Source organism: Kitasatospora herbaricolor, from assembly GCF_030813695.1.
Lineage (GTDB): Bacteria > Actinomycetota > Actinomycetes > Streptomycetales > Streptomycetaceae > Kitasatospora > Kitasatospora herbaricolor.
Genome location: NZ_JAUSVA010000002.1, coordinates 8,937,955 through 8,959,311 on the forward strand (window position 1 = coordinate 8,937,955; position 21,357 = coordinate 8,959,311).

Consider the following 21,357-nt stretch of genomic DNA (forward strand, 5'->3'; position numbering starts at 1 on the left):
GCGCCGCACCGCGGTCGTTCCCGGAGGCGGACGGCCCGGCCGGGCGCGTGCGGGACGGCGGGCGCCGGGCACGGTGATCGGCCGTTGATCCCGCGTAGAACCCGGGCGTGGAGCATCGCGGTCGTAAGGGGAACCGGTCCAGTGGCTACAGCCGAAACCGGGATCCGGGCCGGCCGAACCGAGGCGGGCCCAGTCCCCGGCGCCCTGGGCGCAGGACTGAGGTCGTCAGTCTCGGGCCGAACCGGAGCTTCCGAGAGTGTTGTCCGAACGCGAGGAAAGGGGGGCTGGCATGGACGGCGGTCAGCCGGTGTCGAGTTTTGGCGAGTTGCTCAAGGTACGGCGGGAGCGTGTCGGGCTGACCCAGCAGGGTCTGGCGGACCACGCGACGCTGAGCGTGCGGGCGATCCGCGACATGGAGACGGGACGCGTCCACCGTCCCCGGCACGAGACCGTCCGGCTGCTCGCCGACGCGCTGCGGCTGGAGGGGCGGAGCAGGGCCGCCTTCGAGGCGGCCGCCCGGCAGCAGGCGCCGGTGGAGGAACCCGTCGCACCGCCGGCCGCCCGCAACGCGATCGTCGGCCGGAGCACCGAGGCCGAGGTGCTGGCCGACGTCCTCACCGTGCACGGCGACCGGCTGGTGTCGGTGGTCGGTCTGGGCGGAGTGGGCAAGACCCGGCTGGCCCTGGAGGTGGCCCGGCGGCTGCACGAGTCGGTGCGCTGGGCGGTGCGCTGGGTGGCCTGCGGCGAGCGGGAGCCCGGCGGCCCGGGCGCGGCCTTCGCCGACCTGGTGGGCCGGCCCGGCCGGGCCGAGGGGCTCGCCGAGCAGATCGGCGACCGGCCCACCCTGCTGGTGCTCGACGGCGCCGACGGCGGCGTCAACGCCCCCACCCTCGACGACCTCTTCCACCGCTGCGCCGGACTGCGGGTGCTGATCACCTCCCGGGTGCCCCAGGGACTTGACGGCGAGCAGGTGATCCCGCTCGCGCCGCTGGAGACCCCGGCCCCCGAACTGGACGACGACCCGCAGCGGCTGGCCGAGGTCGGGGCGGTGCGCCTGCTGCTGTCGCACGTGCGCCGGGTGCGGCCCGGGTTCCGGCTCGGCCGGGAGGAGGGCGCGGCGGTCGGCGCGCTCTGCCGCTACCTGGACGGCCTGCCCGGCGCCCTGGAACTCGCGGCCGGCTGGACCCTGGTCCAGTCGCCCGGCCAGCTGATGGCCCGGTTGTGCGGCAACCCCTTCACCCTCAGCTCGCCGTCCCCGCTCTGCCACGAGCGGGAGGACGTCCGCGACGCGCTCACCGGCGCCCTGCACCTGCTGAGCCCCCGTCAGCGCGCCCTGCTGGGCCTGCTGGCCGACGGTGAGCAGGGGTGGACGGTGGAGGAGGCGGTGGCGCTGAGCGGCCGGCCCGTCCAGGAATGCCTGGCCGTGGTGCACGAGCTGCTCTCCCGCGGGCTGGTACGGACGGTGGGCGGCGGCCAGGGCGGGGTCCGGTTCGCGGTGCTGAACCTCTTCCGGGTGCTGTGCCGGGAGGAGCGGGAGAACTGGCTGTCGGCGGCGGCCGCCCGCAGCGAGGAGCGTTCGGGGCCGTACCCCCTGCTGGAGGCCCTCGCCGGGTGAGGCCGGGCCGGCGCCGGCGACGGTGGCCGCGGGGACGGGGAGCGGGGGCGCGGGCGGACGCCGCGCGCCGGCGGCCCCCGACCGCGGCCCCGCCGGCCGCCCGGCCCCTCCCCAGGTGATCTGCCGATGTGCTGCCGGGTGATCTGCCGGTCGGCACGGAACACGGTCAATAAGCTTTTCGTCAGGGCAGGCGGAGGAATTCGCCCGGGAATCGACGCGGATCGTCGGTCGACGTTGGCCCACTATGTGACGAGGGGCAGTCCGTGGAGCGTGGAAAGGCCGGAAAAGCCGGACTGAATGTCGTGGTGACCACCATGGTCTCCGATTCGCACACCTGGAATCTGGTGTTTCTCCAGCTGCTGCTGGAAGAACTCGGCCACCGGGTGACGAATCTGGGCCCGTGCGTCCCGGACGACGTCATCACCGCCGAATGCCGGCGGCGCCGACCCGACCTGGTCGTCCTCAGCAGCGTCAACGGGCACGGATACAACGACGGCCTGCGGGTCATCGCCGGGCTGCGCGCCTGCCCGGAGCTGCGCGGCACGCCGATCGTCATCGGCGGGAAGCTGGGCATCGCGGGGGCGGAGGACGGCGCCCGCGCCCGGACCCTGCTCGCGGCCGGCTTCGACGCGGTCTTCGAGGAGGCCGCCTCGGTGGACGCCTTCCGCTCCTACGTCCGCTCGCTGCCGGCCGGAGTGCTGTTGTGACGGCGTTCGGGCCGTTCGTGGCCGGCGCCCGGGCGGCGGGCGCGCTGGTGGTGCAACCACGGATGGGGATGAGCGAGCCCGACCGGATGCGGGCCGGCCTGCTCGCCACCAGGAACGCGGCCGCCACCACCGTCGGCACCGTCACCCTGGACAGCTACACCCGCACCGGCGAGCTGGCCGCGGCCCGCCGGGCCGTCGCCGAGGGCGTCCCGCTCAACGGCTACCCGATCACCAGCTACCCGCCCGGGGTCACCCGGTCCGTGCTGCACGGCGTCGCCGACGACAGCTTCCCGGTCCAGGTCCGGCACGGCTCGGCCCGCCCCGAGAAGATCTTCGCGGCGCTGCTCGCCGCCGGCCTGCACGCCACCGAGGGCGGCCCCGTCTCGTACTGCCTGCCGTACAGCCGCACCCCGCTGCCCGAGGCCGTCGACAGCTGGAGACGCTGCTGCGAGCTGCTGGCCGCCTCCCGGACGGCCGGCGCCGAACCGCACCTGGAGACCTTCGGCGGCTGCATGATGGGCCAGCTCTGCCCGCCCGGCCTGCTGATCGCGCTCAGCGTGCTGGAGGGCCTCTTCTTCCGGCAGCACGGGCTGCGCAGCATCTCGCTCAGCTACGCCCAGCAGGCCAGCACCCGCCAGGACGAGGAGGCGGTGACGGCCCTGCAGGCGATCGCCGCCGAGCTGCTCCCGGACGTGGACCGGCACGTGGTGATCTACACGTACATGGGCGTCTACCCGCTGTCGCCGGGCGGCGCGCAGCTGCTGCTGGACGAGGCGGCCCGGCTCGCCGTCCGGACCGGCGCGGCCCGGCTGATCGTGAAGACCACCGCCGAGGCGTACCGCATCCCCACCGTCGGGGAGAACGTCCGGGCGCTGGAGAGCGCGGCCGCCGTCGCCGCGGGTGAGCGGCGCAGCCCGCCGGGTGCAGCCCCCGACACCGGGATCCGCGCCGAGGCCCGGCACCTGATCGACGCCGTCCTCGACCTGCACCCGGACATCGGCCGCGCGCTGGTGCTGGCCTTCGCCAAGGGCTACCTGGACGTCCCGTACTGCCTGCATCCCGACAACGCCGGCCGCGCCCGCAGCAGGCTCGACCCCGACGGTCGGCTGCACTGGTCGGACCCCGGGTCGATGCCGATCGGCCGGGCCGGCCGCGCCCGTTCCGCCCCCGCGCTCAGCTCCACCGAACTGCTCGGTGCGCTGTCGTACGTACAACGCACCTACGACCGGCGGGCGTTCCGTACCCCGGTCGCGGGCGGGATCCACGTCGCCCGCTGAGCCCGCCGGTCGCCCGCCGCGCTTTCCCGGGTACTCCACCGCGCTCCTCCGGAGCGTTCCACCGCGCTGCACCCGCGCATTCCACCCGTGCACGCCTTCGCGCACTTCTTCGCGCACCTCTTCGTGCGATCCACCGGCACCGCGCCACGACAAGGATGGGAACGGCACCATGACCGTGCAGACCGCGCAAGGGCCCACGCCGCCGGCCGACCCCGGCAGGCACCTGGCGTCCCCGACCACGCGCAGCGCGCTGCGCATCCAGCACCACCTGCTCGGCGCCGCGCGGGAGTTCCTGCGCGGGGAGGGCTTCACCGAACTGCTGCCGCCGGTCATCGGGCCGGTCACCGACCCGGGCGCCCGGGGCTCCAAGCAGGTGGACATCGACTTCTACGGCCACCGCTACAAGCTGATGACCAGCGCCATCCTCTACAAGCAGGCCTCCCTGCTGGCCTTCGACAAGATCTTCTGCGTGGCCCCGAACGTCCGGCTGGAACCCCTGGAGACGGCCGGCACCAACCGCCACCTGGTCGAGTTCCACCAGCTGGACGTCGAGGTCGCCGGCGCCTCCCGGGAGCAGATCACCGCACTGGTCGAGCAGTTGGTCGTGCACATGGTGCGCAGCACCGTCGCCGCGCTGCCCGCCGAGTTCGAGGAGCTCGGCCGGGACACCGACGCCTTCCACGGCCTGCTCCAGGGCGCCTTCGAGCGGGTCCGGCACAGCGACGCCGTGCTCGACCTCCGGGCGGCCGGGCACGACCAGAACCCCGACGCCGAACTCGACTGGGAGGGCGAGGCGCTGCTCTCCGCCAAGGCCGGCCGCCCGTTCTTCGTCACCGACTACCCCAAGGGCTCGCGCGGCTTCTACGACCGTGAGTGCCCCGGCGAGCCCGGCCTGCTGCGGAACTTCGACCTCATCGCGCCCGAGGGCTACGGCGAACTGTGCAGCGGCAGCGAACGGACCAACGAGTACGCCGACATCATCACCCGGATGCGGGAGACCGGCGAGAACCCGCAGAAGTACCGCTGGTACCTCGACCTGGTCCGCGAGGGCATCCCCGCCAGCGCCGGCTTCGGCATCGGCGTGGAGCGCCTGACCCGGTACGTCGCCGGCCTGGACGCCGTCTGGCAGGCCAGCGCCTACCCCAAGCTCGCCGGGGTGGTCTCGCCGTGAGCGACCTCGCCGCACCCGGGTTCCCCGAGGAGGCCGTCCGCCTGCGGGCCAGGACCGGCGCCGCCGCCGCCTTCCCGCCCGCCGGGGACTACGGGCAGGTGCTGTTCGGCGCCGGGCCGGACGGGCCGGACGGCCTCGGCGGCCCGCCCGACCGGCTGGACGCACTGCGCCTGACCCCGCCGGTGTTCATGGAGCAGCGGCTGGCCAAGCTCATCGACCTCGGCCGCGAACCCACCTACCAGGACGTCGACCTGTCGACCACGATCGGCGGCCTGCGCTCCACCGCGCCGGTCTACGTCTCGGCGCTCGGCTCGACCCGCGCCGCCGGCGGTGACCTCGGGCTGGCGCTCAGCCGGCAGGCCGGGGCGCTCGGCATCCCGATGGTGATCGGGGAGAACGTCGTCCCGGTGAACGGCTACGGCCGCCTCGGCGAGGCGGCGGGGCGCTCGCTGCTCGGCCGCCTCACCGCCTACACCGAGCGACTCGCCGACGGCGTCGGCGGGGTCGCGGTGCAGCAGAGCACCGAGGACGCCGACGCCGAGGTCTGGAACCTCGTGCACAGCGACCCGGCCGCCCGGCCGCTGCTCGACTCCGGCCGCCTCGCCTTCGAGCTGAAGGTCGGCCAGGGCGCGAAGCCAGGCCTCGGCGGGATGACCGTGCTGGACGCGGCCGCGGCCGCCCGGGTGGCGGACCGCTACGGTCTGGACCCGCTCTTCGAGGGGCAGCGGGTGCTGCGCTCCAGCAGCCCCGGCACGTTCACCGAGGAGATCCTGCGCCAGCAGGTCCGGCTGATGCGCAACAACTTCCCCCGGGTGCGGATCTGGGTGAAGCTCCATCCGGGCCGGGACGTCGCGGCGGCCGTGCGGACGGCCGTCGAGGCCGGCGCGGACGCGGTGACCGTGGACGGCGCCGAGGGCGGCACCGGCTGGGCGCCCGCGGCCTTCCCCCGGCACGTCGGGCTGCCGCTCGCCGAGTGCCTGCGCCGGCTCGGCGCCCTCCCGTCCGGCCCGCCGCCCGGCCGGCTGCTGGTCTCGGGCCGGATGTGGGAGGGCAGCCGGGCGGTGAAGAGCCTGGCGCTGGGCGCCACGGCGGTCGGCCTCGGCCGCGCGGCCCTGCTCGCGGTCGCCGAGGACCCGCAGGACGGCCTGGTCCGCCTGGTGGAATGCCTCGGCACCGAGATGCGGCTGCTGATCAGCTCGCTCGGCAAGTACGCGCCGGGCACGCTCGGGCCGGAGGACGTGTGGTCCCCCGCCGAGGAGAACTGACTCCCGCACCGGAGCGCGCTACAAGGCACCGACGGAACGCGGTACCCGAACACCCGCAACGCGGTACCCGGAGCACCTGCGAGGCGGGACCCGAACGCCCGCAACGCGGTACCCGGAGCACCTGCGAGGCGGTACCCGAACACCCGCAACGCGGTACCCGGAGCACCTGCGAGCGGTACCTGAAAGTCCCGCAGCGGCAGCGCCGAGTCCTGCCGTGATCCCTTCTCCTGTCCCGCCGGTCCGGCGGACAGTCGCGCCCGGCCCACGGCGGCCCGGCATCGCCGTCACCAAGCATCGGGGTTGAATGATGTCCTCCAGCGAATTCCCGTTCCTCCCGGCGGCCCGCCGCCACCCGTCCCGTCCGGCGGTCCGCCGGGCCGGCCGAACGGTCACCTACCGCGAGCTGGACGAGCTGAGCGGCGCGCTCGCCGGGGAGATCGCCCGGGAGACCGCCCCGGGCCAGGTCGTCGCCGTCACCGCCGACGACCGGTTCGACCACCTGGTCGGGATGCTGGCCGTGCTCCGGGCCGGCCGGGTCCACCTCCCGCTCGACCCGCAGGCACCCGAGGAGCGGAACCGGGCGATCCTGGACGGGGCCGGCGCGGCCGCCGTCCTGACGGGCGGCCGGCTCACCGTCCGCCCGGGCGCCGCGGCCGGCACCGCCGGCCCGGCCGGGTACGTGATCCACACCTCCGGCACCACCGGCACCCCCAAGGGCGTCCTCGTTTCGCTGGACGCCCTGACCGGGCACCTCCACGCCATCGTGGCCCGGTTCGGGCTGACCGAGGACGACGTGGTGCTGCAGTTCGCCCGGCCCACCGTGGACGTGGCGATCGAACAGATCCTCGGCGCACTGGCGGCCGGGGCCTGCCTGGTCCTGCCGGAGCGCCAACTGCTCACCCCGGCCGAGCTGCTCGACCTGCTGGACGCCGAAGGCGTGACCGTCGCCAACCTGTCCGCCGGCTACTTCCAGGAGCTGGTCGCCGCACTGCCCGGGCGCGCCGCGCCGGGCACCCTGCGGCTGATGATCTCCGGCAGCGACCGGCTGCACCCGGCCACCGCGGCCGGCTGGCACCGGCTCACCGGGGTACCCCTGCTGAACGCCTACGGTCCCACCGAGACGGTGATCACCGCGACCGTCCACACCGCGACCGTCCACACCGCCGCCGGCGACAACACCGCCGCCGTCGTGCCGATCGGCGAGGCCCTCGGCGGGCGCACCCTGCACATCCTCGACGAACGGCTGCGCCCCTGCCCGCCCGGCACCGCCGGCGAGCTGTACATCGGCGGCCCGCTGCTCGCCTGGGGCTACTGCGGCCGGCCCGGGCCGAGCGCCGAACGCTTCGTCGCCGACCCCTGGTCCGCCGCCCCCGGCGCCCGGATGTACCGCACCGGGGACCTCGTCCGGCGGCCGCACGAGGGAGCTCCGCCCGAGTACCTGGGCCGGGCCGACCAGCAGGTGAAGATCCGCGGCTTCCGGGTCGAGCCCGGCGAGATCGAGGTCGCCCTGGCCGGCTGCCCGGGCGTCGCCGGCTGCGCCGTGGCCGCCCACGAGGGCCGGCTCGCCGCCTACGTCACCGCCTCGGACACCGCGCCCGTCCCCGACTACGCCCGGGCCCGGGCCTTCCTGGCCGGCCGGCTGCCCGAGCACATGATCCCCGCGACGCTCACCGTGCTGGCCGGGTTCCCGCTGACGGCCGGCGGCAAGGTCGACCGCGCCGCGCTGCCGGCGCCGGAGGCCGCCGAGTCCCGCCGCCCCGGCCACCGCCCGCCGCGCACCGCGGCCGAGCAGCTGATCGCCGCCGTCTGGTCCGACGTGCTCGGCGTCGCCGAGGTCGGCGCCGACGACAACTTCTTCCACCTCGGCGGGGACTCGCTGACCGCCGTCCGGGTGGTCGGCCGGGTCTACGAGGTGTTCGGCATGGTGTCGCCGTACACCATCTTCGACGCGCCGACCCTCGCCGAGTTCGCCGCCGCCGTCACCGCCTCCGCCGGCCCCGAGCAGCCGCCGCTGACCGCCCGCGGCCTCACCCGGGCACCGCTGTCCAAGTACCAGCGCGGGCTCTGGTTCCTGGAGCAGTGGAACCCCGGCGCGGCCACCTACAACGTGCCCTGGGTTTTCCGCTTCCACGGCCCGGTCGAGACCGAACTGCTGCGCGCCGCCCTGGAGACGGTGGTCGCCCGGCACCAGAGCCTGCGGACCACCTTCGTCCTCGGCGAGGACGGCCCCGAGCAACTCGTCCATGAGCGGATCGAGTTGCCCTTCACCGTCCTGGACAGCCCGGCGGAGCAGCCCGACGCGCTGGTCGCCGAACTGGCCCGGGAACCCTTCGACCTGGAGCACGGGCCGCTGGTGCGCGCCCACGCCGTCCGCACCCCCGACGGCGCGACCACCCTGCTGCTGATGTTCCACCACATCGTCTGGGACGAGGGCTCGCTGCCCGTCCTGGAGCAGGAACTCCAGGAGCTGTACGCGGCGCTGCGCGAGGGACGCGACCACGTCCTGCCCGAACTCCCCGTCCAGTACACCGACTACAGCGCCTGGCAGTACGAGGACGAGAACGCCGAGGAGCGGCTCGCCCACTGGCGCACCGCGCTCGCCGACGCCCCGCAGACCCCGGTGCTGCCCACCGACCACCCCCGCCCCGAGATCCAGGCCTTCCGCGGCGCCTTCCACCGCTTCGCGCTGCCGACCCCGGTCGCCCGCGCGGTGCGCGAGTTCGCCCGCAGCGAGGACGCCACCCCGTTCATGGTGCTGCTGGCCGGCCTGGCGCTGACCCTGCACCGCCGCTCCGGCCAGCGGGACATGGTCCTCGGCACCCCGGTGAGCCTGCGCGGACGCACCGAACTGAACGGCCTGATCGGCTACTTCATCAACCTGCTGCCGCTGCGCCTGCGGCTCGCCGAGGACGCGGACTTCCGTGAACTCGTCCAGCACGTCCGCGAGGTGGCGATCGGTGCCTACCGGCACCAGGACACCCCCTTCGACGAGATCACCGCACTCGTCCTGGACGACCGGCCGGAGGACCGCAACCCGCTCTGCCAGGTGCTGCTCGAACTGCACCCGCTGGACACCCGGCCGCTCACCGTCGGGGAGAGCGAGGTCACCCGTGCCCTGCACTCCAACGAGGTGTCCCGGTTCGACCTGTCGATCTCCGTCGACGACCTCGGTACCGGCTTCACCGGGCGCTTCGAGTACGACAGCGACCTGTTCGACCCCGAGACCGTCGCCGGCCTCTGCGACAGCTGGGCAAACACCCTGGCCGCCGCCGTCGACCCCGCCGCGCACACCCTCTTCGAGGCCCGGGCCGAACTCGCCCCGCAGGCCACCGCCGTGGTCGAGGGCGACACCGGGCTGGCGCTGACCTACGGGGAGCTGAACACCCGGGCCAACCGGCTCGGGCACTTCCTGGCCGGCCGCGGGGTCGGCCGGGGTGACGTCGTCGCGATCCTGACCGAACGCGGCCACGATCTGGTGGTGGCGCTGCTCGCGGTGCTGAAGACCGGCGCCGGCTACACCCTGCTCGACCCGGACTTCCCCGCCGAGCGGCTGGCCGGTGCCGTCGCGGACAGCGGCGCCGCGCTGGTCCTCACCCACCGCCACGCCCCCGCGCCGTTCGAGGGCACCGCCCACCTCGACCTCGACGAGGTGGCCGGGGAGGTGGCCCGCTGCCCGGGGCAGGACCTCGCGCTCCCGGTCACCGGCGACGACCTGGCCTGCGTGATGTTCACCTCCGGCTCCACCGGCCGCCCCAAGGGCGTCGCGGCCCCGCACCGGGCGCTCACCACCACCTACCTCGGCCAGGACTACGCCCGCTTCGGCCCCGAGGAGGTCTGGTTGCAGTGCTCGCCGGTCTCCTGGGACGCCTTCGCGCTGGAACTGTACGGCGCCCTGCTGTTCGGCGGCACCTGCGTGCTGCAGCCCGGCCGGCGGCCCGACCCGGAGACCATCGCCACCCTCACCCGGCGCCACCGGGTCACCCAGCTCCAGCTCTCCGCCAGCCTGTTCAACTTCCTGCTGGAGGAGTTCCCGCAGACCTTCGACCACCTCAAGGTGGCCTTCACCGCCGGCGAGCGGGCCTCGGTGACCCATGTCGCCAAGGCCCTGGAGAACCACCCGCGGCTGGTGGTCGCGAACGGCTACGGGCCGGTGGAGAGCCTCGGCCTGACCACCTGCCACCAGGTCGGCCCGCAGGACCTCGGCGGTACCTCGATCCCCATCGGCCACCCGCTGAACGGCAAGGAGATCCACGTCCTGGACGCCGCACTGCGCCCGGTCGGCCCCGGTGAGAGCGGCGAACTCTATGCCGCCGGGGGCGGGTTGGCGTACGGCTACCTGGGCCGGCCGGCCCTCACCGCGGGCCGCTTCGTCGCCCACCCGTACGGCCGGCCGGGGGAGCGGCTCTACCGCACCGGGGACCTCGGGCACCGCACCGAGGACGGCACGCTGGAGATCACCGGACGGATCGACGACCAGATCAAGATCCGCGGGTTCCGGGTCGAACCGGGTGAGATCGAGGACGCCCTGACCAGCCACCCGCTGGTCCGGGAGGCCGCCGTCACCGTCCACGAACCGGCCCCCGGGGACAAGCGGCTGGCCGCCTACATCACCGCCGGACCCACCCCGCCCGACATCGACGCCCTGCTCGCCGAACTGGGCGGCCGGCTCCCCGAGTACATGATCCCCGCCACCGTCGACATCCTCGACGCCCTGCCGCTCAACCCCAACGGCAAGACCGACCGCCGGGCGCTGCCCGCCCCGGCGCCCCGGCCGGCACCGGGCCCGGCGGCCGCCGCGCTGGACGGGATGGAACTGCTGGTGGCCGACGCCGTCCGAGCCGTCCTTGACCTGCCGCAGGTCGGCCGGGACGACAACTTCTTCCGGATCGGGGGCAACTCGCTGGCCGCCGTCCGGGTCGCGATGCGGCTCTCCCGGGAGACCGGTACCAAGGTGGCGCCGCACGTGGTGTTCCGGGCGAAGACCGTCGGCGCGATCGCCGAACGGCTCACGGCCCGGTGACCGCCCGCCCCCGCTCCGCCGGCGGCCGCCACCTCGGTGCGCGACCCGGATCCGGCCCCAGCCCTACCACCCGCCCGCGCCCCCGCCGGGTCCGCCGGGTCCGCCCAAGGAAGGAAACAGGACAGTGACCTCCACCGAAGAGCCGGCCCGGGTCGCCCCCGTGTCGGGGCTGCAGAGGGGCCTGTGGTTCCTCGACCGCTGGAACCCCGGAGCGGCCACCTACAACATCCCCTGGGTGTTCGAGTTCACCGGCGCCCTCGACCTGGTGCGACTGGAGAGCGCCCTGGGCGCCCTGGTGGCCCGGCACGAAGCCCTGCGCACCATCTTCGCCCTGCACGAGGACGGCCCGCGCCAGCACGTCCGGCACAGCCCGGCCGTCCCCTTCACGGTGACCGACCTGCGGGCCCTCGACGAGCGGGAGAGCGCCCGGCGCGCCGAGGAGCTGATCGCCGCCGAGGCGGCCGCACCCTTCGACCTCGAACAGGGCCCCCTGCTGCGGGCGTCGGTGCTCCGCACCGGGGAGCAGCGGGCCACCATGGCCGTGGTCGTCCACCACATCGTCTGGGACGGCTGGTCGGCCGACGTCTTCGAGCGAGAGCTGGCCGAGCTCTACAGTGCCGCCGTGGCCGGCCGCGCGGCCGAACTCCCGGTGCTCACCACCCAGTACGCCGACTACGCGGCCGAGGAGCAGGCGCAGTCCTTCGAGGAGCACCTGGCCCACTGGAAGCTCCAGCTCGACGGGGCACCGGGCCTGCTGGAGATCCCCGGCGACCGCCCGCGCCCCGCCCACCGGAGCCACCACGGCGCCACCGAGCCGTTCGCCCTGGAGCCGGGCACCGCCGCCCGGGTCAAGCACCTGGCGGAGGAGGAGGGCGTCACCCCGTTCATGGTCATGCTGGCCGCCTTCGCGCTGCTGCTGCACCGCTGGACCGGCGCCGAGGACATGGTGATCGGCACCCCCGTCACCACCCGCAACCGCCCCGAACTGGAGAACCTGGTCGGCTACTTCGTCAACCTGCTGCCGCTGCGGGTCCGGCTCGCCCGGACGATGACCTTCCGCGAGCTGCTGGAGCACGTCCAGGAGGTCGCCTTCGAGGGCTACGCCTACCTGGACGTCCCCTTCGACCAGCTGGTCGACCGGCTGGCACCGGACCGCTCGGCCCAGCACGCCCCGCTGGTCCAGGTGGTGTTCGGCGCGCACGCCGAGGACGCCGCCGCGCTGCGCTTCGGCGAGGCCCTCGCCGAGCGGGCCGTCCGCTCCAACGGCACCAGCAAGTTCGACCTGACCTGGTCCGTCTTCGACAGCGGCGAGCTGCGCGGCGAGGCCGAGTACCGCACCGACCTGTTCGACCCGGCGACGGTCCGCCGGATGGCCGCCGACTGGCAGACCTTGCTGACCGCCGCCCTCGACCACCTGGACCGCCCGCTGCGCGAGCTCGGCACCCCCGCGAGCGCCGGCCGGCCCGCCCGGATCCCGCAGGGCCGCTGCCTGCACCAGCTCTTCGAGGACGCAGCCGACCGCCACGGCGAGCGGACCGCCCTCACCGACGGGGCCCGCGCGCTCACCTACACCGATCTGGACGAGCGCGCCAACCGCCTCGCCCACGCGCTGACCGCCGCCGGCGTCCGCCGCGGCGACCGGGTCGGCCTGCTGCTCGACCGGACCGCCGACATCGTGGTGAGCGTCCTCGCCGTCCTCAAGGCCGGCGCCGCCTACGTCCCCGTCGACCCGGCCGCACCGGCCGGCCGCGCGGCCACCGTGTTCGGCGACACCGGCGTCACCCTCGTCCTCACCGACCTGCCCGACCGGGTGCCGGAAGGCCCCTGGCTGCGCCACGACCTCGCCGCCCGGGCCGCGGAGACCGCCACGATGCCCGCCACCCGCCCGCGGGCCGGCGCCCGCCCCGGCGACACCGCCTACGTGATCTTCACCTCCGGCTCCACCGGCCGTCCCAAGGGCGTCGCGATCGCCCACGAGCACGTCAGCCGCCTGATGGCGGCCGGCGCCGAACACTTCGGCTTCGGCCCGCAGGACGCCTGGACGCTCTTCCACAGCTACGCCTTCGACTGGACGGTCTGGGAGATCTGGGGCGCCCTGCACCACGGCGCCCGGCTGGTCGTGGTGCCCTACCTGACCAGCCGCTCGCCCGAGGAGTTCGCCCAACTGCTGGACGAGGAGGGCGTGTCCCACCTCTGCCTCACCCCGTCCGCGCTGCGCCAGCTGGAACCGGCCCTGCGCCGGCGCCCGAGGCCGCTGCCCGCGCTGAAGCAGATCATGCTGGGCGGCGAGGCCCTCGACCCCGCCGTCGTCCAGCGCTGGCTCGACCTCGATCCGCTGCCGCCGGCCCGGATCTGCAACCTCTACGGGATCACCGAGACCACCGTCCACGTCACCACTTTCGACATCGCCGGGCCCGGCGCCACCGGCGGGTTCGAGCGCAGCCTGATCGGCGAGGCGATGCCGCACCTCGACGCGCTGGTGCTCGACGACTGGCTGCGGCCCTGCCCCGAGGGCGTCCCCGGCGAGCTGTACATCGGCGGCGGCAGCCTCGCCCACGGCTACTGGCAGCGCCCCGGCCTCAGCGCCGCCCGGTTCGTCGCCGACCCCTACGCCGGCGTCCCCGGCGCCCGGATGTACCGCACCGGGGACGTCGCCAAGCGGCTGCCGGGCGGCGGCCTGGAGTACGTCGGCCGTGCCGACTTTCAGGTGAAACTGCGCGGCTTCCGGATCGAACTCGGCGAGATCGAAAACGCGTTGAGCGCCCACCCGGACGTCGACGCCTGCGTGGTCACCGTCCACGACCAGCGCCTCGCCGCCTACCTGACCGGCCGGGCGCCCGAACGGGTCCGCGAGTTCCTGGCCCGCACCCTGCCGGACTACATGATCCCGGCGAGCGTCACCGTCCTGGACGCCCTGCCGCTGACCGTCAACGGCAAGGTCGACCGGGCCGCCCTGCCGGCCCCCGGCGCCCCCGCGGCGGCCGGTGGGCGCCACGTACCGCCACGCACCGCCGCCGAGCGGGCCTTCGCCGACGCCTGGTCACGTGTCCTCGGCATCGACGAGGTCGGAGTCCACGACGACTTCTTCCACCTCGGCGGCGACTCCATCCGCGCCGTCCAACTGGCCGGCCACCTGCACGAGGCGGGCTGGACGGTCTCCCTGCGGGACGTCTTCGGCGCCCCCACCGTCTCCGAACTGCTGCCCCTGGCCCGGCCGGTGACCGCCGCGGCCGCGGCCGACCAGCCCTTCGCCCTGCTCGACCCCGAGGACCGCGCCGCCCTCCCGCCGGGCCTCTCCGACGCCTACCCGATGGTCTCCATGCAGCTCAGCATGGTCTTCCACATGGAGATCGCCGGCGGCACCGACAGCTACCACAACGTCAACAGCTACCGGATCTCGGCCGCCCTGGACGAGACCGCCTTCCGCCGGGCGGTGGCCGAAGTCCTGGACCGGCACCCGGTGTTGCGCACGGGCCTCGACCTGTCCGGCTACCGCGAGCCGCTCCAGCTGGTGCACGGCGAACTGCCCGCACCCGTCGAGTTCGCCGACCTGCGCGGCACCGACACCCAGGACGAGGCCGTCCGCGCCGTCTTCGAGCACCACCGCTCCACCCCCTTCGACCTGATGGAACCGCCGCTGCTGCGGATCACCGTGCAGCGCCTGGCCGACCAGGTCTTCCAGCTCACCCTGTCCGAGCACCACGCCATCCTGGACGGCTGGAGCTTCACCTCGCTGCTCACCGAACTCCTGGAGCGGCACGCCGAACTGGCCGCCGACCCGGCGAGTCCGCCCGCACCCGCCCCCCGCTCCGCCTTCCGCGACTTCGTCACGGTCGAACGGGAGGCCGCCGCCGACGCCGACTCGCTCGCCTACTGGCGCGCCAAGCTGGCCGGTGTCAGCGGTGAACTGTGGCCCGGCAGCAGCGAGGTGCACGAGGTGCCCCGGACCCTGGAGCGGGTGCTCCCGGCGGCGCCCGGCCAGCTGCGGCTGGTCGCCGACGCGGCCGGCGTCCCGGTCAAGTCGGTCGCGCTCGCCGCCCATCTGCGGGCGCTCCGGGCGATCACCGGGCGGGACCGCGTCACCACCGGCCTGGCGATGAACGGACGGCTGGAGCGGCGCGGCGGCACCGAGGTGCTGGGGCTCTTCCTCAACACCGTGCCGCTGGTCGGCGAGCCGGTCGACGACGACCCGCTGGCCCTGGTGCGCGCCGTGCACCGGGAGGAGCTGGAGATGATGCCGCACCGGCGGGTGCCGTTCGCCCGGCTGGCCCGGCTGATGGCCGACACCCGGCTCGACAGCCAGTTCGGCTACCTGCGCTTCCACGCCCTGGGCACGCTCAGCTCCGCCCGGATCGTGGACGCCCGGATCGGCTGCGAGCCGACCATGCGGCACGAACCCAACAGCTTCGCCTTCGGCGCCTCGCTCATCCAGGACCCGGTGTCCGACCGCGTCCTGCTGGCCGTCGACCACCAGCGGTCGGTGGTGCCCGACCGGACGGCCACCGAGTTCGTCGACGCCTACACGGCGGCCCTGGCCGAGCTGGCCGCCGCCGTGGCCGGCGGGCCCGACCGGGCCTGAGAGCCCGGCACCGCACGCACCCGGACCGCACCGGTGCCGCGCCCACCCGGGGCGCGGCGCCCGGCCGGCCGCACCCGGCCGCACCCCACCCCAGACGAGGAGCACCCGGCATGACCGACATCCTGGACACCACTCCGGCCGCCACCCACCGGCAGCCGCTCGACCCGCCGCGGGACCCGGTGGCCCGCTTCCTCCGGGCAGCAGCCACCACCCCCGCCCGCACCGCCGTGCGGGCCGCCGGCACCAGCCTCAGCTTCGCCGAACTCGACCACCGCACCGCCGTGCTGGCCGGCGCCCTGCGCGCCCACGGCATCGGCCGCGGCGACCGGGTCGGCGTCCACCTGCCCCGGACGGCCGATCTGGTGGTGGCCCTGCTCGCCGTCTGGCGGGCCGGCGCCGCGTACGTCCCGCTCGACCCCGCCTACCCGGCCCCGCGGCTCGCCCTGATGGCCGAGGACGCCGGCCTCGCCCTGCTGATCAGCACGGACGCCGCCGCCCTCGCCCTGCCGCCCGGCGTGCGCACCATCCGCCCGGACACCGCCGGGGCGCCCGCCGACCCGACCGAAGACGGCACCCCGCTCGACCCGGCGTACGTGATCTACACCTCCGGCTCCACCGGCACCCCCAAGGGCGTCGAGGTCGGCCGCGGCAACGTCGCCGCCCTGCTGGCCGGCCTGGAGCAGAGCGGCGCCTACCGCGCGGAGCCGGCCGTGGTCGGCTGGAACGCCAGCGTCTCCTTCGACGCCTCCGTCCAGCAGTGGGCCCGGGTCTGCCGCGGCGACACCCTGGTCGTCCTGGACGACGCCGAACGCCTGGACCCCGAGCGCCTCGCGGCCGTCATCGCCCGGCACGGCGTCACCGACCTGGACCTCACCCCCTCGCACTGGGAGCTGCTCCGCGAGCCGTTGGCCGGCACCCGCACCCCCCGCCTGTTCATGGGCGGCGAGCCGGTGCCCGAGCGGACCTGGAAGGAGATCGACGCGGCCGGCCTGGACGCCCTCAACCTGTACGGCCCCACCGAGTGCACGGTCGACGCCACCACCGCACCCGTCAGCGGCCCCGGACCGCACATCGGCTCCCCGCTGCCCGGCGTCGGGGCCCACCTGCTGGACGAGCGGCTGCGGCCGGTCGCCCCCGGCGCCACCGGCGAGCTCTACCTCACCGGTCCGGGCGTCGCCCACGGCTACGTCCGCCGCCCCGGCCTGACCGCCGGACGCTTCGTCGCCAGCCCCTTCACCCCCGGGGAGCGGATGTACCGCACCGGCGACCAGGCCCGTCGGGGCCCCGGTGGCCTGCTGGAGTACGCCGGACGGGTCGACCGGCAGGTCAAGCTGCGCGGCTACCGGATCGAACTCGGCGAGATCGAGCACGCGCTGGCCCGCCACCCGGCCGTCGCCGAGTCCGCCGTCAAGGTGTACGAGGCCGCCCCCGGCGACCAGCGCCTGGCCGGCTACGTCACCGCGGCGTCCCTGGTCGCCCCCGCCGAGCTGCTGGAGCACCTGCGCGGGCAGCTGCCGGCGCACCTCGTCCCCGCCACCGTGACCGTGCTGCCGGCCTTCCCGCTCACCCCCAACGGCAAGACGGACCACGCGGCTCTCCCGGTACCGGCCGCGCCCGCCGAGCCCCTCGCCGGTACCGGGAGCAGCACCGGCACCGACGGGTCCACCGGCACCGACGGCCTCGGCGAGCAGGTCGCCGGAGTCTGGCGCACCGTCCTCGGCCTGGACGGCGTCCGCCCCGAGGACAGCTTCCTCGACCTCGGCGGCCACTCGCTCGCCGCGCTGCGGGTGGTCCACATGCTGCGCCGCAAGCTCGGCGTCGAACTGCAGCTGCGCCACCTGCTGGACGCCGAGGACCTGGCCGCCTTCACCGAGGCCGTCCGCCGCGCCACCCTCGCCGGGGCGGCGCCCCGCCCGGCCCTGGTCGCCCGCCGCGACGGCACCCGATGACCGCCGGCCGCCCCCGGGTCGAGGGCGACTGGCTGCTCGTCCCCGCCCCCCAGCAGCACCGCCCGTTCCGGCTGTTCTGCTTCCCGCACGCCGGCGGCGACGCCACCGCCTACATCCCGCTGGCGCACGCGCTGGCCCCGCTCGCCGAGGTCTGGGCGTTGCGGATGCCCGCCCGGGGCGGCCGCGGGCGGCACCCGATGCCCGCCACCTTCGACCAGCTGGTCCGGACGGTGGCGGCGGAGCTCGGCCCCCACCTGGACGGCCCGTTCGGCTTCTACGGGCAGAGCCTCGGCGCGCTGCTCGCCTTCGAGACGGCCCGCGCCCTGCCGCCCGGCCGCCGGCCACGGCTCCTGGTCACCGCCTCGGCCCAGCCGCCCAGCGCCTGGATCGGCGGGCGCCCGCAGCACCGCGACGCCGAGGACCTGCTCCGGCTCGCCGGAATGGGTGAACTCGTCTCGTCCGAGCCGGAGTTGCGGGAGATCGCGCTGCACGCCATCCAGACCGACCTGGACGTCAGGCACACCTACCGGTACCGGCCGGGGCCACCGATCGAGTCCGATCTGCACGCCGTGGTCGGCGACGCCGACCCGATGCTCGGCGCCGGCCTGCTGGACGACTGGGCCCGGCACACCAGCGGGACCTTCGGCCTGACGGTGGTGCCCGGCGGGCACCTGCTGGCCACCGTCGAACAGCGCGGGCCGGCCGAACTGCTCACCTCCCTGATCACCCGCGGGCCGGCCCGCCGGCCGGAGCCGGTGGACCCGCGCGGGCCCGCCGGCCCGATCGACCTGGACCACCTGTACGACCTGGACCGTACGGACCGACTCGACCAGCAGGACCACCTCGACCAGCCGGATCTCCGGCGCCAGAAGGAGCAGCAATGGTCAGCACCACGCTCGATCTGAGTGACCCCGGACTCTGGGCCCGCCCGGAACTGCCCGCCGTCATCGACGAACTGCGCGCCGCCGCCCCCGTCCAGCGCACCGAGACCGCCGAGGACGGCCCGGTCTGGTCCGTGCTCTCCTACGACCTGGCGGCCGAGGTGCTGAGGAACGCCGGCGCCTACAGCTCCGAGGGCGGCTCGCTGCTCGGCACCGGCGAGGGCCGCACGCCCGCCGGCGCCGGCCGGATGATGGCCCTGGCCGACCCGCCCCGCCACCGGCAACTCCGCGCCCCCGCCAACCCGTTCTTCACGCCCGGCGGGGTCCGCAACGCAGCCCGGAGCATCACCGAACTGGCCGGCGAGATCATGGACAAGGCCGTCGCCCAGGGTGAGACCGACCTGGTGGACGCCGTGTCGGCGCTCCCGCTGGCCGTGATGTGCGACCTGCTCGACGTGCCCGCGGGCGACCGTGACATGGTGGTGCGGGTCTGCGACGCGGCCTTCCTCGGCCGCACCGCCGACGAGCGCCGGGCCGGCCACCAGCAGCTCATCCCGTACCTGCTGCACCAGGTCTTGCGGCGCCGGGCCGACCCCGGCGACGACCTGATCAGCACCATGGCGACCTACAAGCCAGGCGGCCGGCTGATGCCGGTCGAGGACGTGGTGCTCAACCTGGACAACATCGTGGTCGGCGGGGTCCAGACCGTCCGCCACACGGCCGCGATCGGGTTGCTCACCCTCGCCCAGCACCCGGAGCTGTGGCGGCAGTTGCAGAGCGGTGAGGCGACCATGGACCTCGCCATCGACGAACTGCTGCGCTGGACCTCGGTCGGTCTGCACACACTGCGCACCGCCACCCGGGACATCGAGCTCGGCGGACACCTGGTCCGCCGGGGCGACCGGGTGGTCGTCTGGACCTGGGCGGCCAACCACGACCCGGCGGCCTTCGAGCGGCCGCACGAGATCCTGCTCGACCGCAAGCCCAACCGGCACCTGGCGCTCGGCCTCGGCGCCCACTACTGCATCGGAGCCCCGCTGGCCAAGGCCGAACTCGGCGCGCTGTTCTCGGCCGCGCTGGAGCGCGTCGCGGTGATCGAGCCGATCGGGCCGCCGCAGTACAACCGGTCCCTGATCAACTTCGGACTGGACCACTTCCCCGCCCGGTTGATCGCCCGCTGAACAGGCCCGATCCGAACAACCCTCTCGGGGGCGGCTGTTGAACTGCCGCTCTCCTGCCTGGCCTACTGCCGCTCGGGCCGCCCGGCCGTCGATAGGTTCGCAACACCAACAAGGAGGTCACCACCATGACGAACCCGTTCGAGGACGACAGCGCCACCTACCTGGTCCTGGCCAACGACGAGAACCAGCACTCGCTCTGGCCGGTCTGGATCGACGTACCGGCCGGCTGGACCGTCGTGCACGAGGAGGACACCCGCCAGGGCGCCCTCGCCTACATCGAGGCCAACTGGACCGACATCCGCCCGGCCAGCCTGGTCGCCTCCCTCGGCGGGAAGTGATCACGCCATGCTCACCTGGGAGATCAACCCCGGCCGGCCGGCCCTGACCCGGGCACCCGCCCTCGCGGGCATGGCCGAGGCGGCCGAGTGGCTGCGCGCCGCCGCCCCCGAGCTGCGGAGCGCCCTGCACGAGCACGGTGTGGTGTTCCTGCGCGGTCTGCCGGTCGCCGAGACCACCGACATCGCGACCGTCCGCGACATCCTGCTGCCGAACCGCACCCCCTACCGCGAGAAGGCCACCCCGCGCAGCGACTTCGGGGACGGCGTCTTCTCCTCCACCGACCTGCCCCCCGCGCAGTCCATCCGGATGCACAACGAGAACAGCTACACCCTCACCTTCCCCGGGCTGCTGCTGTTCGCCTGCCTGATCGCCCCCGCCGAGGGCGGCGCCACCCCGGTCGCCGACTGCCGGCAGGTGCTCAAGGAGCTGCCGTCGCACCTGGTCGACCGGATGAAGTCCTCCGGCTGGACGCTCACCCGCAACTACTCCGACTACGTCTCGCTGGGCTGGCGGACGGCCTTCGGCACGGAGGACCGGGAGGAGGTCGAGGCCTACTGCCGGGAGAACCTGATCTCCTGGGAGTGGCTGCCGGACGGCAACCTCCGCACCCGCCAGCTCCGGTCCGGCACCATCAGCCACCCGGAGACCGGTGACGAGGTCTGGTTCAACCACCTCGCCTTCTGGAACGAGTGGTCGCTGGACGAGGACGTCCGGGAGGCGCTGACTGAGGAGTTCGGCTCCGACGGCCTGCCGTTCAACACCGGCTTCGGCGACGGCGAGCCGGTCACCGCGGAGGACGCGGCCGCGCTGAACGCGGCCTACGCGGCCGCGACCGTCCGGGAGACCTGGCAGCGCGGGGACGTGATGCTGGTGGACAACGTGCTGGCCGCGCACGGCCGCGACCCGTTCCGCGGGGACCGCAAGATCGCGGTCGCGATGGGCGAGCCGCTCGACGTCCTGGACTGCCGCCCGAGCGTGCCGCCGGCCGCCGGAGCCTGAGCCCGACCCTCCGGGTCGCGTCGGGTCCACGACCCGGCAGCCGCCCGTAGTCGCCTGCTGTCGACCGGGCTTGATGCGGGCGTCCGTGTGCGGCCGGGGCCCCCGGACCCGGCGGGCCCGATGCCCGGTCCGCTTTTCCCGTCCGGTGCGGGCCCCTCCGCCCGGCCCCCGCCGTGCCTGCCCGCCCCACAAGCCCGCCCGCGCGGCGCGCCCGCACCCCGGGCGTGCGCGCGGGCGGGCTGGGGCCGGCCGCCGCCGACCTCCGCCGTCGGCCCCCTCCTGGCCGCCTGAACGCCCGGCCCCCTCATCGGCCCGCACCGCCTACCGACCTGGATCGGCGTGCGCCGCCATGCCCCCAGACGCGATCTGAGACG

General features: G+C 74.9%; 12 protein-coding genes. All 12 read left to right on the plus strand.

Annotation, left to right across the window (positions count from 1 at the left end):
* Positions 1-289: 289 nt before the first annotated feature.
* On the plus strand, positions 290-1,615 hold the full coding sequence (locus J2S46_RS38635; protein ID WP_191293507.1) for a helix-turn-helix domain-containing protein: 1,326 nt from the start codon (positions 290-292) through the stop codon (positions 1,613-1,615).
* Positions 1,616-1,908: 293 nt separating this feature from the next.
* Positions 1,909-2,322: a cobalamin B12-binding domain-containing protein gene (locus tag J2S46_RS38640; protein WP_307352922.1), complete on the plus strand. Its 414-nt coding sequence runs from the start codon at positions 1,909-1,911 to the stop codon at positions 2,320-2,322.
* Positions 2,319-3,599: a methylaspartate mutase gene (locus tag J2S46_RS38645; protein ID WP_191293508.1), complete on the plus strand. Its 1,281-nt coding sequence runs from the start codon at positions 2,319-2,321 to the stop codon at positions 3,597-3,599. The genes J2S46_RS38640 and J2S46_RS38645 overlap by 4 nt, the downstream gene beginning before the upstream one ends.
* Positions 3,600-3,768: 169 nt before the next feature.
* Positions 3,769-4,770 carry an asparagine synthetase A gene (locus J2S46_RS38650; RefSeq protein ID WP_191293510.1) on the plus strand — a complete coding sequence of 334 codons (1,002 nt, stop codon included), beginning with the start codon at positions 3,769-3,771 and terminating at the stop codon, positions 4,768-4,770.
* The gene (locus J2S46_RS38655) at positions 4,767-6,035 is read left to right on the plus strand and encodes a glutamate synthase-related protein (protein ID WP_191293512.1); all 1,269 of its coding nucleotides are present in this window, start codon (positions 4,767-4,769) and stop codon (positions 6,033-6,035) included. Before J2S46_RS38650 ends, J2S46_RS38655 begins: the two co-directional genes overlap by 4 nt.
* 304 nt (positions 6,036-6,339) lie before the next feature.
* On the plus strand, positions 6,340-11,055 hold the full coding sequence (locus J2S46_RS38660; RefSeq protein ID WP_307352621.1) for a non-ribosomal peptide synthetase: 4,716 nt from the start codon (positions 6,340-6,342) through the stop codon (positions 11,053-11,055).
* Positions 11,056-11,179: 124 nt separating this feature from the next.
* On the plus strand, positions 11,180-15,634 hold the full coding sequence (locus tag J2S46_RS38665; protein ID WP_229913250.1) for a non-ribosomal peptide synthetase: 4,455 nt from the start codon (positions 11,180-11,182) through the stop codon (positions 15,632-15,634).
* A gap of 110 nt (positions 15,635-15,744) precedes the next feature.
* A complete protein-coding gene (locus tag J2S46_RS38670; protein WP_191293516.1) occupies positions 15,745-17,583 on the plus strand; it encodes a non-ribosomal peptide synthetase in 1,839 nt (612 codons plus the stop codon).
* On the plus strand, positions 17,580-18,488 hold the full coding sequence (locus J2S46_RS38675) for a thioesterase II family protein (RefSeq protein WP_229913251.1): 909 nt from the start codon (positions 17,580-17,582) through the stop codon (positions 18,486-18,488). The genes J2S46_RS38670 and J2S46_RS38675 overlap by 4 nt, the downstream gene beginning before the upstream one ends.
* Complete coding sequence (locus J2S46_RS38680) at positions 18,464-19,645, plus strand: cytochrome P450 (RefSeq protein ID WP_191293518.1); 1,182 nt, start codon at positions 18,464-18,466, stop codon at positions 19,643-19,645. Before J2S46_RS38675 ends, J2S46_RS38680 begins: the two co-directional genes overlap by 25 nt.
* A gap of 125 nt (positions 19,646-19,770) precedes the next feature.
* On the plus strand, positions 19,771-19,983 hold the full coding sequence (locus tag J2S46_RS38685; protein ID WP_191293519.1) for an MbtH family protein: 213 nt from the start codon (positions 19,771-19,773) through the stop codon (positions 19,981-19,983).
* A 7-nt stretch (positions 19,984-19,990) separates the two neighbouring features.
* Positions 19,991-20,983, plus strand: coding sequence for a TauD/TfdA family dioxygenase (locus J2S46_RS38690; protein WP_191293520.1), 993 nt, complete (start codon positions 19,991-19,993; stop codon positions 20,981-20,983).
* Positions 20,984-21,357 lie beyond the last annotated feature (374 nt).